Annotated in this window: 16 protein-coding genes; 8 read left to right on the top strand and 8 right to left on the bottom strand. The window is 49.4% G+C overall.

Annotated elements, in window-relative coordinates; translation table 11 throughout:
- Positions 1-2: 2 nt before the first annotated feature.
- The 6 genes from zapD to G465_RS0105225 all read right to left on the bottom strand — a co-directional run bounded on the left by zapD (position 3) and on the right by G465_RS0105225 (position 5,669).
- Entirely contained in the window at positions 3-761 is a 759-nt protein-coding gene (zapD, locus tag G465_RS0105200; protein WP_022653421.1) for a cell division protein ZapD, read from the bottom strand.
- A 31-nt stretch (positions 762-792) separates the two neighbouring features.
- A complete protein-coding gene (gene coaE / locus G465_RS0105205) occupies positions 793-1,446 on the bottom strand; it encodes a dephospho-CoA kinase (protein WP_022653422.1) in 654 nt (217 codons plus the stop codon).
- Between the two features lie 13 nt (positions 1,447-1,459).
- On the bottom strand, positions 1,460-2,221 hold the full coding sequence (locus tag G465_RS0105210) for a prepilin peptidase (protein WP_022653423.1): 762 nt from the start codon (positions 2,219-2,221) through the stop codon (positions 1,460-1,462).
- The gene (locus G465_RS0105215; protein ID WP_022653424.1) at positions 2,221-3,480 is read right to left on the bottom strand and encodes an HlyC/CorC family transporter; all 1,260 of its coding nucleotides are present in this window, start codon (positions 3,478-3,480) and stop codon (positions 2,221-2,223) included. The genes G465_RS0105210 and G465_RS0105215 overlap by 1 nt, the downstream gene beginning before the upstream one ends.
- A 138-nt stretch (positions 3,481-3,618) precedes the next feature.
- Positions 3,619-4,689, bottom strand: a complete 1,071-nt coding sequence (locus tag G465_RS0105220; RefSeq protein WP_022653425.1) for a porin — start codon at positions 4,687-4,689, stop codon at positions 3,619-3,621.
- A 371-nt stretch (positions 4,690-5,060) separates the two neighbouring features.
- On the bottom strand, positions 5,061-5,669 hold the full coding sequence (locus G465_RS0105225; RefSeq protein WP_022653426.1) for an OmpW/AlkL family protein: 609 nt from the start codon (positions 5,667-5,669) through the stop codon (positions 5,061-5,063).
- 259 nt (positions 5,670-5,928) lie between these two features.
- Between G465_RS0105225 and ubiD the strand changes: the two genes are divergently transcribed.
- Positions 5,929-7,410: a 4-hydroxy-3-polyprenylbenzoate decarboxylase gene (ubiD, locus tag G465_RS0105230; RefSeq protein WP_022653427.1), complete on the top strand. Its 1,482-nt coding sequence runs from the start codon at positions 5,929-5,931 to the stop codon at positions 7,408-7,410.
- Positions 7,407-7,784 (top strand): DUF423 domain-containing protein, encoded by a 378-nt coding sequence (locus tag G465_RS15360; RefSeq protein ID WP_022653428.1) that lies wholly within the window; start codon positions 7,407-7,409, stop codon positions 7,782-7,784. The genes ubiD and G465_RS15360 overlap by 4 nt, the downstream gene beginning before the upstream one ends.
- Here G465_RS15360 and G465_RS15005 read toward each other — a convergent pair.
- Positions 7,703-8,602 carry a ProQ/FINO family protein gene (locus G465_RS15005; protein WP_155846495.1) on the bottom strand — a complete coding sequence of 300 codons (900 nt, stop codon included), beginning with the start codon at positions 8,600-8,602 and terminating at the stop codon, positions 7,703-7,705. The genes G465_RS15360 and G465_RS15005 overlap by 82 nt on opposite strands.
- A gap of 251 nt (positions 8,603-8,853) precedes the next feature.
- Between G465_RS15005 and G465_RS15010 the strand changes: the two genes are divergently transcribed.
- The 6 genes from G465_RS15010 to G465_RS0105270 all read left to right on the top strand — a co-directional run bounded on the left by G465_RS15010 (position 8,854) and on the right by G465_RS0105270 (position 13,776).
- Positions 8,854-9,399 carry a DUF2802 domain-containing protein gene (locus tag G465_RS15010; RefSeq protein ID WP_022653430.1) on the top strand — a complete coding sequence of 182 codons (546 nt, stop codon included), beginning with the start codon at positions 8,854-8,856 and terminating at the stop codon, positions 9,397-9,399.
- A gap of 12 nt (positions 9,400-9,411) precedes the next feature.
- The gene (gene fliK / locus G465_RS15015; protein ID WP_022653431.1) at positions 9,412-10,740 is read left to right on the top strand and encodes a flagellar hook-length control protein FliK; all 1,329 of its coding nucleotides are present in this window, start codon (positions 9,412-9,414) and stop codon (positions 10,738-10,740) included.
- Positions 10,733-11,068 (top strand): EscU/YscU/HrcU family type III secretion system export apparatus switch protein, encoded by a 336-nt coding sequence (locus tag G465_RS0105255; RefSeq protein ID WP_022653432.1) that lies wholly within the window; start codon positions 10,733-10,735, stop codon positions 11,066-11,068. The genes fliK and G465_RS0105255 overlap by 8 nt, the downstream gene beginning before the upstream one ends.
- Positions 11,065-11,916: an NAD(P)-dependent oxidoreductase gene (locus tag G465_RS0105260; RefSeq protein WP_022653433.1), complete on the top strand. Its 852-nt coding sequence runs from the start codon at positions 11,065-11,067 to the stop codon at positions 11,914-11,916. Before G465_RS0105255 ends, G465_RS0105260 begins: the two co-directional genes overlap by 4 nt.
- Before the next feature lie 256 nt (positions 11,917-12,172).
- On the top strand, positions 12,173-12,586 hold the full coding sequence (locus G465_RS13635; RefSeq protein ID WP_052165396.1) for an LPP20 family lipoprotein: 414 nt from the start codon (positions 12,173-12,175) through the stop codon (positions 12,584-12,586).
- An 8-nt stretch (positions 12,587-12,594) separates the two neighbouring features.
- Positions 12,595-13,776: a flagella assembly protein FlgT middle domain-containing protein gene (locus G465_RS0105270; protein ID WP_162138813.1), complete on the top strand. Its 1,182-nt coding sequence runs from the start codon at positions 12,595-12,597 to the stop codon at positions 13,774-13,776.
- Positions 13,777-13,815: 39 nt separating this feature from the next.
- Here the strand turns inward: G465_RS0105270 and G465_RS0105275 are convergent, their stop codons facing one another.
- The gene (locus tag G465_RS0105275; protein ID WP_162138814.1) at positions 13,816-15,435 is read right to left on the bottom strand and encodes a flagellar assembly protein A; all 1,620 of its coding nucleotides are present in this window, start codon (positions 15,433-15,435) and stop codon (positions 13,816-13,818) included.
- Between the last annotated feature and the right edge of the window lie 173 nt (positions 15,436-15,608).

Genomic DNA, 15,608 nt, shown 5'->3' on the forward strand with positions numbered 1-15,608 from the left:
CTTCATAGTTTGCAATACGTCATGGTGAAGGGAATGGCTTGATCGATAACTTGTTTCCCTCCGCCATCAAAATTTGGTGTGATAAAGCGAACATTAACAGCATATTTACTGGCTGAGATTTCTGGAATCGCTGTAATGTCTGCTGCCATCTCTAGCCGCAATAGGTGGAAAACGTTACCACCTGACATCTGTTGAAAAGCGCCTCGTGGCGCAAGATGAGCTATTTTTTTGCCGCGATGGCGTAATAGCTTTAACAGAATATCGACAGCTTCTTTCACCGGCAAAAGCGGTTGCACCCATTGTTGCAATAATTCACCACGCTCTGCGCTGGCTAAATTTTGCCAGTAATGCAACGACGGCAAATCAAATTCATTCACGCCACCAGCAATATTTGCACGTTGGCGCACACTGTTGAGCCATTCATGTTCGCGTAAATGGTGCCCTAGGCGACCACTATTTTCTAATAATTGGGCTGAGGTTTGCTCAATTCTCTCCAGCGTGGCATCTAAACTGTCTTCTGCGATCAATGGATTATCACGCAAGCCTTCGAGAATATGCTTCTGTTTGTCCAACTCTTGTACCAATTCAGATTTCAAATCTAAACGGCCGGCTAAATCGAGCAATTCAAACAATACTACCAGCGCAATATAATGCGCATGTCCTTGTTCTTGCTGTTGAAAAAACGCTAAGCGCTTGAAAATATCTTCTAGGCGCAAGAGAGTGCGAATTTTTTCTGCGAGGGGAAATTCAAAGCAAATCACTGCGTGGCCAAAGGAAAAGAATAGGAATGAACTACAATCTGGAAGCAGCTTGCTTGGCAAGCGCTAGATAATAGTGATGTTTCTGCTCAACTTGCAGCAATAAGTGTGATAAATCTTTGCTATTGTCAATCACATCTTGCGCTGCAGCAAGTCGCTGTGCACGTGGCAGTTGATTGGCCATGATGGCTTGCACCTGTTCTACCGTCAATCCACTCCGCTGTTGTACCCGATCGATTTGCTGCTGCTCCGTACAATCGACCACCAGCGTACGTGATAAATATGGGGTGTAATGCCCTAGCTCGAATAATAATGGCACCACCAGCACTGCATACGGCGTGGTGACTTGGTTTAACTGCTGTAGGCTTTGTGCCAAGATCAATGGATGTAAAACCTGTTCCAGTTTTTGTTTCTCGGCTGGCTGATTAAACACTCGCTGCCTCATCCAAGCGCGATTCAATGCACCATCGGCTAAACGACAGTCCCGACCAAATACCGCCTCTAAAGCTGGCATGGCAGCGCCTTCGGCACCGGTTAACTGGTGAGCAATCACGTCAGTATCAATTACTGCACTGCCCAATGTCGCAAAATGGGCGGCGGCGGCACTTTTACCACTGCCAATTCCCCCGGTGAGACCAAGGACCCAAAGATTGACGGGAAGCGCAGGTAAAGTCACGGGCGGCAACAAGGGGTGAATCCTTTTACTGAGAAGACACTATCTGCCACAGATAGATTGCCGCACCAGCGAAGGCGAGTGCAGGCGCGAACGGAATATAAGGTGTTTGCTGTCGCTGACGCCACAACAAACCATATAAAGCGGCTAACGACGAGGCAGATAATAACACCAAAGGCAAATTTTCTAAGCCAATCCACGCTGCAATGGCGGCAAATAACTTGGCATCGCCTAAACCTAGCCCTATTTCCCCTCGCCATAGCCAATAGCCCTGAGCAACAAGCCATAGCAAAAGATAGGCAAGGGCGGCGGCAAGTACGGCTTCTTGTGTCGAGAGACGTTGTTCTGGGCCCAATACGGTCCACAAAAGCCCCAACCATAACAAAGAAAATGTCAGGACATCCGGCAATAATAGATGTTGGATGTCGATTATGGTGAGAGCAAGTAACAGGCTGAGGAACAACGCCGTCATCACAGCAGTGATGGGGGTTGCAGTTAACCAATATGAACCGCCCCAACAAAGCATGGTAAAAAATTCGATGAGTGGATAACGGTGTGAGATTGGCGAATGGCAATAGCGGCAGCGTCCCTTTTGCGCCAAAAAGCTCCATATCGGGATTAAATCTACGGCCGCTAATCGATGTTGGCAATGCGGGCAATGAGAAGGCGGCCACGCTAGGTTAAATCGGGGGGAGGCTTCAACCGACATGAGCATGTGCGGTAGCCGATAAATCACAACATTTAAAAAGCTACCACACAGTAAACCAAGTACACAGGCCAAAGCTAACATCAGCGAACACAGGGAATCAGTTTGACACGTTTCACTGCACGCTCATGTGTTTGCAGAATTTCAAATACACAACCATAGCGTTTGAAACAGGTGCCAACTTCGGGAATGTCTTGAAAATAGTCGAGGATTAAACCATTTAAGGTTTTGGGGCCATCGAGAGGGAAGTTTGTCCCACATAGACGATTCAGTTCTCGTAACTGTATTGTGCCATCCACTTCTAACATGCCATCTTCTTTGGCCAATAATCGGTTGTCGCGTGCAGGGGCTTGGGTGGTAAACCGTCCAACCAGTTGTTCTAGGATGTCCTCCAGCGTGACCAAGCCGAGTAACTCACCATATTCATCTACCACAATCGCAATGCGGCGATGGTTTTCTTGAAAGCTTTGTAATTGCGTAAAGAGTGGTGTGCCAGCAGGGATAAAGTAAGGAACACGCAACACAGAACGTAGCGCATCAACGCTGAGATCTTCACTTGAAAGATGCAATACTTTCTTGGCATGTAAAATACCAACGATGTTGTCTTGATTCCCTTCGCACACCAGCAACCGTGTGTGGTGACAAGTTCGCAGCTGATGGTCGATGATATCCATTTCATCAGCGAGGTTAATCATCTCAATCTGACCACGTGGCACCATCACATCGTCCACTGTCTGGTTTTCGAGCTCGAATAAATTGAGCAGCATGCTTTGGTGCTTTTTTTCAACAAACTGTCCCGATTCCAACACCAATACCCGTAGTTCTTCTGGGGTTAACATGGGTGTTTCCGGTTGTGGTTGTACACGCAAAAGACGGATGGTGGTCTTAACAAATAGATTCACAAACCATACAACCGGATAAAACAGTTTTAATAATCCAGTCAGCGGATAACTTGCTACGACTGCAATTTTGTCGGGATGTGTTGCAGCAATGACTTTTGGTGTGGCTTCAGAAAAAACCAGAATGGCAAAGGTAACGCCTAAAGTTGCAATACCGAGTGCTGCTTCATTTTGGCCAACTAATCGGAACGTAATGACTGTTGAAAGAGAGGCGGCAGCGGAATTAACAAAGTTGTTTCCTAGTAGAATCACGCCGAGCAACTTATCGGTTTGCGCTAATAGGGTTTGCGCCAGTTTTGCACCGCGATGACCCTGTGTGGCGAGACTTTTTAAGCGAAAGCGATTGGCTGCCATCATTGCCGTTTCTGACATAGAGAAACCAGCAGACAACAATAACAACAACACCAAAGCTAATGATAGCGTGGATAAGGGAATGTCGTCCAAGGTAGATATTTGTAAAGAATAAAGACTGCTGCAGTATCGTGAGGAGGATAGCCCACTGTCAAGCCCTAACAGCGCAACAAAAAAGGCAGCCGAAGCTGCCTTTTTGATTCTTAATTTAACCCTCTTGCGAGGAAAAAATTAGAAGTTGTGACGCACGCCAACACCGAAAGATTGCTCTTTGTCGGTATCTTTAGCGATGTTGCTGTCCCAGTTCACTTGACCGTAGGACACGTAAGCAGCAGTGCGCTTGGACAATGCGTAGTCAGCACCGATCACGAATTGGTTGTAGCCAGAGTCGTTAATTTCTGTGCCGTTCACTTTCATGTCCCAGCCTTTAGCGAAGGACACGCGAGGTGTGATAGCACCGATGGTGTAGGAAGCAGTCAATGCCATTTCGCGAGTTTTCACTTCGTTACCGGCTAAACCAGCTGGAATCGCACCGGAGTAAGAGCCGTAGCTAGCTTCTTCGCCGCCTTTAACTTGCTGGTAGCCCAATGCCACGTACAGGTTGTTAGCATCGTAACCGGCTTCTACGCGATGGCCGTGACCAGCTTCGTTGTTCTTGATGGCATCGCCATAACGCAAGTAGCTATAAGCGGCGAAAATGCCGTTGTTGCTGTAAGCAACAGCCAAGTTAGCGGTGTTTTTGTCAGTGCGCTCGCCAGCATTGTAAGCACGCACTTCGTCAGCACCGTACAGAGCGGACACAGTGAAGCCACCGAAGTTAGGGCTGTCGTAGCGGATAGCGTTGTTTACACGGCCATCGGTACGGGTGAAGATACCCAGACCATTCACGCTGCCTTTAGCAGAACCGTACATCCATGGATCAACTTGTTCCATGTCGCTGTTTTGGTAGGTGGACAAACGACCTACGCGCACTTTACCAAAGCCACCTTCAACACCGATGAAGCTGTCGCGGGTTGCAAAGCGGTTGCCAGTGGAGTTGTCGTCAAAGCTCAGGCCTTGCTCAACTTGCCAAATCGCTTTCAGGCCATTGCCCAGATCTTCAGAACCTTTGAAACCGATGCGAGAGGTGTCAACCATGTTGACGGTCATGCCACCTTTCAGGTCACCGTTAGGTGCGTTCACAAAGGAATCGCCCAAGGTTTTGTTGTAACCAACTTCAGCAGCCAATTTACCGTACAGAACCACGTCAGCCATTGCAGCAGCTGGCAAAGTAGCAATTGCAATCGCAATCAACTTTTTCATCGCAAGAATCCTTAATTTTTGTTGGACAAAGCGGGCGACATCGCTCTCCCGCTTGAGAAAAACCAGCGCAACACGAACACTAGTCTTTGCAGTGCAATATAGCGGTCATCGTTGCAAAAACACCAACGCCGGCCAAGTCATAACACGACAATCAAAGCACTTCAGCAAACAAAAAACACATAACATCATGTTTAAAAAAACATTTTTGTGTTTAAGCCAGTGTTGCAAAAAACACACACATCAAGTCATCTTCAGAAAAGGTGTACAAAAAACACAACACCATGGCATAACACCATCCGACAAATGACAGAAAAAAACGGCACTGCCAAAAAACAGTGCCGCAAGATACAACGAGAGGGAATGAGTAAAGCTTAGAACTTCATCCCTACGCCCACACCGAATACCCATGGGTTGATGCCGAGGTTACCAATTTTGGCACCATCTAATTTCACATCGGTATCAATCCAAATTTTCTTGACGTCCACGTTCACGAACACGTCTTTGGTCACACCAATATCAACACCTGCTTGCAAAGCGCCACCGAAGCTGCCGCTCTCTACGTCCAATTTCTTACCAGCAAATTTCAGATCGTTATCGTAGAAGAAGGTGTAGTTCAGACCAGCACCCACGTATGGGCGGATTTGACCTTCTGGATTGAAGTGCCATTGCAAAGTCACAGTTGGAGGCAGGTGGCTGATTTTGCCCAAGCTTGTACCACCAGATTTCAGTTCGTGACGAGCGGTACCCAAGATCAGCTCAGCAGCCAAGTTTTTGGTCACAAAGTAAGTCAAGTCGAGTTCTGGCACCACTTGGTTCGACACATTCACGCCCAAGGCATTGATAGTGGCGGTACGGGATTCTTCTGGGTTGATGCTGATAGCACGCAGACGAACTAACACATCGCCAGCTTCAGCAAAAGCAGGGGCAGCAACACCAGCGAACAAGGAACCTGCCACAAGGGCGAGAGCGATTTTTTTCATGTTTTTCTCCGAAGATACGAACGATTTTCAAAAACTTGCCACCAAGCGGTTACTACCGCACAGTCAAGCAGGGTAAACTTTTTTAACTGCACGCACTCTACCCAAGCTAGAGTATGAAAAAAACCCTGTTGTTGTAAAAAACAGACGGTAATCCGGTGTGGATATGACTTAAATCAAACAGCAGCGAACTCAATGCAGCAAATTGACGACAGTTTTCATTGCATCGAACCCTATTTTTCGCATGAGAAGCCATAAAAAAATGTCATTCGTTTGTCGTGATCTACGAGATTTTATCGATTTGTTAGAGAAAAAACGGTTAGTGCACCGAATTTCACGCCCAGTCTCACCCATTTTAGAAATGACAGAGATTGGAGACCGTGTTTTACGACAAGGCGGGCCAGCTTTGTTGTTTCAAACCCCAAAACATGGCGATAAGTCCTACGACATTCCCGTATTGGCCAATTTATTTGGGACTCCCGAACGTGTTGCCCTCGGTATGGGGGCCGAAGATTTAGCGCAACTGCGCGAAATCGGTAAAACCTTGGCTTATCTTAAAGAACCTGAGCCTCCCAAAGGATTGCGCGATGCGTGGGATAAACTGCCACTGCTGAAGCAGGTGCTGAGCATGGCACCGAAGGAAGTGAAAAAAGCACCATGCCAAGACATCATTTGGGAAGGGGATGAAGTTGATCTTGGCCGGCTACCAATACAACATTGTTGGCCAGGTGATGTGGCGCCTTTAATTACTTGGGGTCTTACGGTAACCCGAGGCCCGAATAAAAAACGACAAAATTTGGGGATTTATCGCCAACAAGTATTAAGTCGTAACCGTGTCATTATGCGGTGGTTGGCACATCGTGGCGGTGCGCTCGATTACCGCGAGTTCAGACAACGTTTTCCTGACCAACCCTACCCCGTTGCCGTGGTTTTGGGTTGTGATCCGGCGACTATCCTAGGCGCAGTCACGCCAGTTCCCGATTCCTTAAGTGAATATCAATTTGCAGGTTTATTGCGTGGTAGCCGCACTGAGTTGGTGAAGTGTATTGGGTCAGATTTACAAGTCCCAGCGAGTGCCGAGATCGTTTTGGAAGGTTTTATTTATCCTAATGATGTCGCACTGGAAGGGCCTTATGGTGACCACACCGGTTATTACAATGAGCAAGATCATTTTCCTGTGTTCACCATCGAGCGCATCACCATGCGCCATCAGCCCATTTATCACAGCACTTACACCGGCAAACCACCAGATGAACCGGCCATCCTCGGCGTGGCACTCAATGAAGTTTTTGTGCCGATTTTACAAAAACAATTTCCAGAAATTGTCGATTTCTACCTACCGCCAGAGGGCTGTAGTTATCGTATGGCGGTGGTTAGCATCAAGAAACAATACCCAGGCCATGCTAAACGGGTGATGATGGGGGTATGGTCTTTCTTGCGCCAGTTTATGTATACCAAGTTTATTGTTATTGTTGACGATGACGTGAATACCCGTGATTGGAAAGAAGTAATCTGGGCGATTACCACGCGCATGGATCCAGTACGAGATACCACGCTGATCGAGCATACACCGATTGATTACCTTGACTTTGCCAGCCCAATTTCTGGCTTAGGTGGCAAGATGGGACTGGATGCGACTAACAAACTACCAGGGGAAACCCATCGCGAATGGGGTACGCCAATTAGTATGGATCAAGCCACCAAACATAAAATTGATACGATTTGGCAGGAGCTTGGGCTGTGAAACGTTATGTGCTGATCTATACGCTATTCTTGTTAGCCATGGGGGTCGCACTGGGCGCTTTTGGCGCCCATGCGTTGAAACACCAACTTAGCGCGACTGCGTTACAGAACTGGCATACGGCGGTCAATTATCAGTTTTGGCATGCCTTAGGTGCTGGTCTACTCTGGCTGATTGCAAATCAAAAAGCCGTTTTTGAACGTTTTTATATCAGTGCTGTATTGCTATTGATCGGTACCACTTTATTTTCTGGCAGCCTCTATCTGCACAGCCTTTGTGGTTGGAAACCCTTGGTTTACTTCACCCCAATTGGTGGTAGCTTAATGCTGGTCGGTTGGTTTTGGGCAATGTACTGGGCATGGCGTGCGCGCGATTGAGAACGCAAAGGACGCGTCATCTGCCGTGCCACGCGATGACGGGATGGGAACGCCGACGGTAGGGGGTCTGGACGCGGTGGAATGCCCTTTGGACATTCTCTGCCGAAATCAACCAACATTTGCCGCAATTGTTGAGTTGCCAGCTGTAAGGCATGTGTTTTTTCTGTTTTGATTGCAACCAATCGCCGCAGGCCAATCGTGTATGTTTTGGGTTTTTGAGGATACACAGAGGCAGGACGAGACACGACTTGTGCCAGCCAAGGCGAGGTATCTGCGACCGGCAATACCGTTGACACAGGTGCTGGCTCTGCGGCAGGTGTTTCTGCTGGGTCGGCATCGGTGATATCACAGAAAATCAGGGTATCTGGTACCGGTATTTCCTCTACCGGCAAAAACGTTAAACCATGCGCAAACTGCTTCACTGTCGTTGTCTCCAAACCTTCGGAAGAAACACCCTGTTTTTCATCTAAACTTGCCAATCGGATCGCTGCCTGTGCTTGTTCTTCATCAGACACGGTAGCAACCGCTTCCCCAGCCAAATTATATCGTGCCCCACCTGCACGCAATGCCTTTAAATAACGCACACGTGCGCAATGCCATTGCAACACCCGCTGAATCACCTCTGGCGGAAAGACTGGTAACGCCTGTTGCAGATTGTGGTGTATGCCATGTTGTAACGGTCGATAATCTTTAAATACGCTAAAGCGTCGATAAATTTCCTGTTCGGCACGGTGTAGCTGTTCACGTTTGGAAAGGCGTTGGATAGAAGCCGCCCATGCCTCGTGCAAAATAGAATTTGAGATAGAGTTGGTAGCCATAGCATCAAAGTTAGCAGTTTTGCTGAAGTTGCGCACAACCCAAGCAGGGTTTCTATGCGAAAATGCCACGATTGCTGTCGTGTGTTCCCTCTAAGAGAGGACGCAATTGATTTTGGGAGACAAGGTTTTACCAGCTTAGCAGTGACAAGTGGCCGCGTTCAAGACAGTAGTAGAGTCACCCAAAAGCACCTAGACTTTCTTAAAATAGCTTTTGCAGTCGTGTGTATTCTTTTATTTGATGGATTACCAACATGGAACATGCAGTTTCCTGGTCTGATCTGATTTGGGTGTTGATGGCGCTGGCTGCCCTATATGCGCTGGAAATGTGGCTATTACTACGCCGACACCGGCGGTCACAGTTGGATAGTCTTTATCTTGAAAATCTACAAAAACAAATGACTGCTTTACAAAAAGATATGCGAGCCCTCGCTCAACGTATAGAACGCTTAGAAAGACGTCCTATGCGGGAAGATGTGTTACGTCCTTTGGCCGAGGTATCACCGATCTCCCATCCGGTATTAGATCCGCCTTCGGTGCCGGTTTCCCCACCGCCACAACCTGAGCCCGAGCCAGAGGCACCGCCCCCCCAAATCGTACCGCCAGCACAACCGCCAAGCCCACCACCGCGCACCAAGGTGGTTGACCCTTCGGTGCCTGATGCTAATAGCACCCCTTACCGACGTGCGATTGAATTAGCCCGCAGTGGTGTACCAGCAGCAGAAGTGGCCCAAGCTTGTGGCATCTCGCGTTCTGAGGCCGAGTTGATCGTTGCCTTATATCGCCGAACCCCTTCTTGATGAGGTTTTTTTATGCAACAGGTTAATTCCGTTGCCGGTCTCAATCCGGTGCAATTGGCCCGCTTCGTCAAAGATGTCGCTAAGCCTCTTCTTGAAGTTAATCCTATCCCCCCACGGTTGCCAGCGCTCAAAGTGGGCGAGGAGGTGACGGCGCGGGTTGTGAATACCTTGCCGGATAACCGCTTTGTGGTGATGGTGAAGAATAACCTGCTGACCCTCAACGTCAGTGCGCGTGGCGAACAAGCCCTGAGTGCACAACCCGGTTCTTTAATGAAGTTAAAAGTGGCCTCGGTTGGGCCCCGTTTAACCTTCACCATGGCCTCCGAAGTTGCCAACGAGCCAGTCAACCGCTCGATGAGCCGTGTTACGTTATCTGGTGCGACTCGGTATTTATCGGCATTGTTGCTGCAAGCTCGCAGTCAGTTTCCTTCAGAAAGTGGTGAACCTCGTCTATCAGCACGCAACACTGCTTTTGGCCGTGATATGAACTGGAACAATCAAGCTGCCGGTAAAGTGGTCGATTTTGGTGCGGCTGCACTCGGTAAACAGGCGAATTTAACCGCACGATTAACCAGTCTTGCGAAACCTTGGCCTAGTCAAATGGCTGGAACACAAGCCCTGTTTAATAATAATCCGGCCAAAGTCTCTCAACTCCTTGGCACTGATCAAGACTTACCTCTTCCCGATAGCCAAACCCTAGCCTCTGGCTTGAAAAAGTTAGTCTCTAGCAGCGGTTTATTCTATGAATCGCATCTGAAAGAATGGTTTAAAGGGGAACGTCCTTTAGCCGAGTTGTTAGAACAACCACAAGCAAAAGCGGAACTGCCACGAGCTATTCTCAACTTACTCAAACCCACCGAAGGTCAAACCATTGATGAAGCTTTATTAGCCAATAAACTGGCCGACCTTGCTGGTAAGGGCGCGAATAAAGAGTCAAGCTCTGTCAATATGAGCCCTTTACTTGGACAAATTGTGTCAAAACAACTCGACGTGTTTGAGTTTAGACAAGTGGCTTTTCAGGGGGAGTTATGGCCGGGGCAATCTTTCATTCTGCAAATTGAACAACCACCAGAAGAACAACGCACCGAAGAACGCCAAGCCTATGGCAGTGAAGAAGAAGCGCGCACTTGGCATACCCGTTTGGCGATGGATTTACCTTCCCTTGGGGGAGTTGAAGCACGTTTAAGCGTGGGGCCGCAGGGGGTTTCTTTGCATTTTGTCACCGAGCGCGGTGATGTGGCACAACTGATTGATACCCACCGGACTCGCCTCCAACAAGGCTTTTTAAGCGCAGGGTTGTCGTTGAACCAGTTCCAAATTGACCGAGGTTCGCATGACTAACCAACGTTATAAACGGCAAACCGCTGTTGCCCTTGCCTATGGTTCAGGGCAAACCGCACCTCGGGTGGTGGCGAAAGGGCGGGGTGAGTTAGCAGAGCGGATTATTGATCGAGCAAAAGAATCGGGGGTCTTTGTTCATGAGTCGCCAGAATTGGTCAACCTGTTGATGCAAGTTGACTTGGACAGCAATATCCCTCCCGAGTTATACCAAGCAGTGGCTGAAGTGTTAGCCTTTGTGTATTTTCTTGAACGACAAGCCGGTAATGACAGTGCTTTACCTTCCATTCCCGTCATGCCGCCCTCACCACTAGGAGATTCCTCTACATGAATGTTGGTTATATTGGTCTCGGTATTATGGGGCGCCCTTGCGCTTTGAACCTACTCAAAGCTGGACACCGCTTGTTCGTCTATGCACGGCGGCCAGAAAGTGCAGCTGAATTGATCGCTGCTGGTGCCACACTCTGCCAATCACCGGCAGAGGTTGCACGGCAGGTTGACGTAGTTTGTTCCAATGTCTCGGATACGCCAGATGTCGAAGCGGTGATGTTGGGTACCGAGGGCGTGATTGCTGGCGCTCACCCTGGTCTTGTTGCCATTGATATGAGTACGATCAACCCACTGACTGCCCGTCAAATTGCTGAGAAGCTGGCAGCCGCTGGCGTGGACTTCTTAGATGCACCTGTTTCTGGTGGTGAGGTCGGTGCGACACAGGGCACCTTAACCATTATGGTCGGTGGACGAGCTGAGGCATTAGCAAGAGCGATGCCGGTGTTACAAGCGATGGGCCGCAGCATTACCCACATTGGCGAATCTGGTGCCGGCCAAATTGCGAAAGCCTGTAACCAAATCATGGTCGGCATTCACATCGAAGCAGCGGCTGAAGCGATGAAACTAGCTCGTGCGGCAGGTGTGGATCCTGCAAAAGTGCGTGAGGCTTTGCTAGGTGGCTTTGCGGGTAGCCGAGTGTTAGACATTCACGGCCAACGCATGATTGATGACAACTATGCCCCCGGGTTCAAAGCTAAATTACATCAAAAAGATATGGGGATTGTGGCAAACACCGCTGCTGCGTTAAATGTGGCTTTGCCTGCAGCCAAGTTGGTGCAGGAGAAAATCGACCGCCTAGTCGCGCAAGGTGATGGTGAACTCGATTCGTCTGCTATTGCGCGTTTCTAAGCCATTCGACAGTATCATCATATCCGTATATCGTATTGTTTTTCGTTTTCTTCGAGGTGTGTGCTTATGTTGCGTGTTTTGACTTGTGCCACTGCGGTTTCACTGTTGGCCGCCTGCGTTCATCATCCAGCCCCTACTCCTGTCGTTTATGTGGATAAACCAGTACAGGTCACACCAAACAAAGTGCTCACTGATAACAGTGCGATTGGGTATGCTGGGCCGGGGTCTGTGGTGGTACCACCGGCACCAGACCTGAATGAATGCCTACAAACCAATCAAGATTGGTGTCGTGGGCTATGGTGCGCGTCCAACAACCAAGGGGTTGAGTGCCACTCAGCGTCACTTATTGGGAATGCGTGCGGCCAAACTCGACGCCTATCGTGCGATTGCTGAGCAAGTACAAGGATTGCGCTTGGTGGGTAACAGCACGGTTGAAGCGATGGCGGTGAAACATGATGGTTTCCGGACCTATGTGGATGCCTATTTGCGTGGCGTGAATGTCGTTTCCACTAGCAAAAACCGTGATGGTAGCTACGAAGCACGGGCTGAAATTGAAATTGATCGCGATTTCTACCGTCAATTTTTAATGGCCTATCAGTCGATGCAAGATAACACGGTGAAGAAAACCTCCGCTGCCCCCGTGAAGGGCAACTATTACATCGCCCATTGATGTTTACCTTGTCCCGTTTTTCTTGTCGTACCGCAGTGCAATTTGCCCTGTTGGGTGCGCTATGCAGTGGCGCCAACGCAGATACTGGCGTGGCACCACTGCAATATGGCCTGACTGTTGCCCGTGAAATGGCTTATCAAGATGCGCTGCGAGAACGCAATCGCCGTCTTGGTATCAATATCTCGGTCAGCGAAACCCTACAAAGTGATGGTACGGCCTATCAAGCAGGTAAATTGCGTGGCCGCGCTTTATTTGATCGGCCCGCCATCATTGCGGAGCGACAAGAAAACAATTTGCTGTATCTCACCCTTGCTTCTGATTTTGGTGGTAGTTGTGTCGGGCAAGATAAACAACCACTGCGCCGCAGTGTGTTAATCACCCCGTTTTGGCCGCCGGCGCCTGATCGGGGGGGGAATGAGTTGGCCTCAGATTTGCCTCATTGGCCCACTTGGCTTGGCAATCAGCTTGCCAGCACTGGCTGGTTTCGTACCGTTGGGGTAGCACCATGGAGTCCATTAACTGACGTTCATGCCCATCCTAGTAGTGGGAGCACCCAAGCGCGGCAGTTAGCTACACAACACCATGCCCAATTTATTGTTGCAGGGCGGATTCTTGATGCCAGTGTGAGTGGACGTGGGTGGCGGGTTGGCTCTTGGCTTTTGGGTGAAGATACCGCACCACAACAAGAACGCGATTGGGCGGCACCGATCTTGGTGCAAAAACCTACTGCCCGTCGTTGGCAATGGGAAATGTGGGTTTATGATGGTTTAACAGGTAATGTGCTGTGGCGTCAGCTATTCACCCACGATATGGCAGAAGCCAAGCCAGCACAGATTCAAGATTGGCTCGGTGAGATGGCCGCTCACATGACAGAGGCCCTATCATGTTTGCCTTTTACGGCACGAATTCTGCGGATTGAGAAAGGGCAGTTTTATCTTTCTGCCGGTGGTGAATCGTCTTTGGCGGTGGGTGATACGCTGTTGGTGTATCGGCAAGCACGCACATTCCCTCTTGCTGCTACTGCAACTGCTGATCCGTTAGGACTAGCGGAACAAATTGTTGGCAGCGTTACCGTGACGCAAGTACAGCCTTTGTTAGCAATTGCCACCGCTGCCGATGGCAATTTGCGCTCAGTGCAAGCTGGGGATTGGGTACGGCTTCCCCTCGCACCACGGCCACAAACAGATTAGGCGGATACGCTGTGCTTATCCGCCATACTGCACGATTTCTTAGCTATTTTTCTTCTCGGCATAGACCAATTGACCTTCGGCCAAACGGAACACGCCACGTCCACAATCTTCCGCAATAAACTTTGAACGGCGCCCGACGGTAACGGTGGTGCCGCCAAAAATCCCTTCGCGCACCACAATATCAGCCTGATCGGCTAATTTTGCTTCTGATAACAAAGCGCGTTCCTCTTCCATTGCTGCCGAGATTTCCTCTGACACCTTACGCAAAGTATTACGCGCCCGTTCTAACATCTCGCGCTTGTCGGGTTTTTCTTGCAACAATTTAATTAATTTACTGAGGTCGGCATGTTCCCGTACCTTGGCGGCGATGGCTTGTTTTTTTGCTTCCATCATTTGTTGCAACAAAGGATTCACACCCACTGAAACACGTGTATGTCCACTGCCCGGCCCCCCCAAGAAATCGGCACTCACCCCTTGCGTAGCACGGATATAGCCACCCATGATGTAGCCTTTTTTGGTGCCTTTTTTGCCAACCTCAATTCGATTCATCGCCATTACATCGGAATTGATTAAGGTCTCGCTGATATACACCGACTGTTCCGCAATCAAAATAGCATTTTCGATATAACGAGCGCGGATATTGCCCTTTGCACGAATACGTGGTGCAGGCGCATCACCTTCACCATGTGCCCCTTGGCCAATAATCCCGCCTTTGGCAATGATATTGCCGCCGGCCTCAATGTCGGCAGCTTCGATGGTACCTTCAACTGTCACATCACCACCGACTTTGATTTTCATGCCACTTTGCACATCCCCTGTAATCGTCAGGCTGCCAACAAAGTCAACATTGCCGGTGCTGATATCCACCACCGCCATTTTGACCACCGGTTCGATATTCACCCCATCGCGCAATAACACCGGCTGACCGGCAACCGCCGCCCGCAACAGATTGGGGTTTTCTGGATCAACCATCACCCCTTGCAAACGGCTGCCAAAGCGAGTGTCTTTACCGGGGGGCGGTGGAATATCCTCGCCCAACACATTTTTGCCTGCGACACCTAAGGTAGCTGGATGCCGTTGCATCACCGGCGCCCCTTCCGCCACTGTTGGAATGACACCAAGATCGCGTAAATCGACCTCGCCCTTTTCATTCATGCGCGGATGACGTTCACGATTGACACTCACCAAAGGCTCAAACCACGCATCTTTGCCCTGCTCGGGTGCGCGGCCTTGGGCGACGAGCACCATTTCGCCGATCTGGTCGCGTACAGCATTCAACACCGCTTTAGCATCTAAACCAAAGCTAATGCCTTCCTTTTGCAAAGCAGCAACCGCATCTTGTGGCGAGGCGGCTTTCCCACCCCAAGCTGGTGACACTTTGAGGTAAGCGGTCAGACGATCAGGCACCACCGTGACATCATAATGGGCATCAATTTTTTGCCCGATGACTTTAGAAAAGCCAGCCTCTTGGCTAAACGCCTGCACCACCACCCGCAGCGCATTTTCATCAATTTTCCAACCGGCATAACCCTGTTGTTCAACCCAACGCAACAAGCTAATGGGGTCGGTACGGGGCACATCTGCACCGTCAACCGGCGTATAGGTCAATACCAATTCGTTGGCATGGTTTTCATTCAGTGAGAGACCGGGCACAGGCATCTTGATCATCCTCTTGTTATGTCTTTCCGCCATTGCCAGCCACCGGCAATGCGAAATGGGCTGCCAAGCATAAAGACAGCAAGTGCGGCATTATCGTCTGTCTTGCCTTGACTGGCGAGTGTTGAACGGCACGAAACCGTTATACTTGTCGTTTCTGCCAATTTTTTTATCGT

It is taken from the genome of Aquaspirillum serpens DSM 68 (genome assembly GCF_000420525.1).
Lineage (GTDB): Bacteria > Pseudomonadota > Gammaproteobacteria > Burkholderiales > Aquaspirillaceae > Aquaspirillum > Aquaspirillum serpens.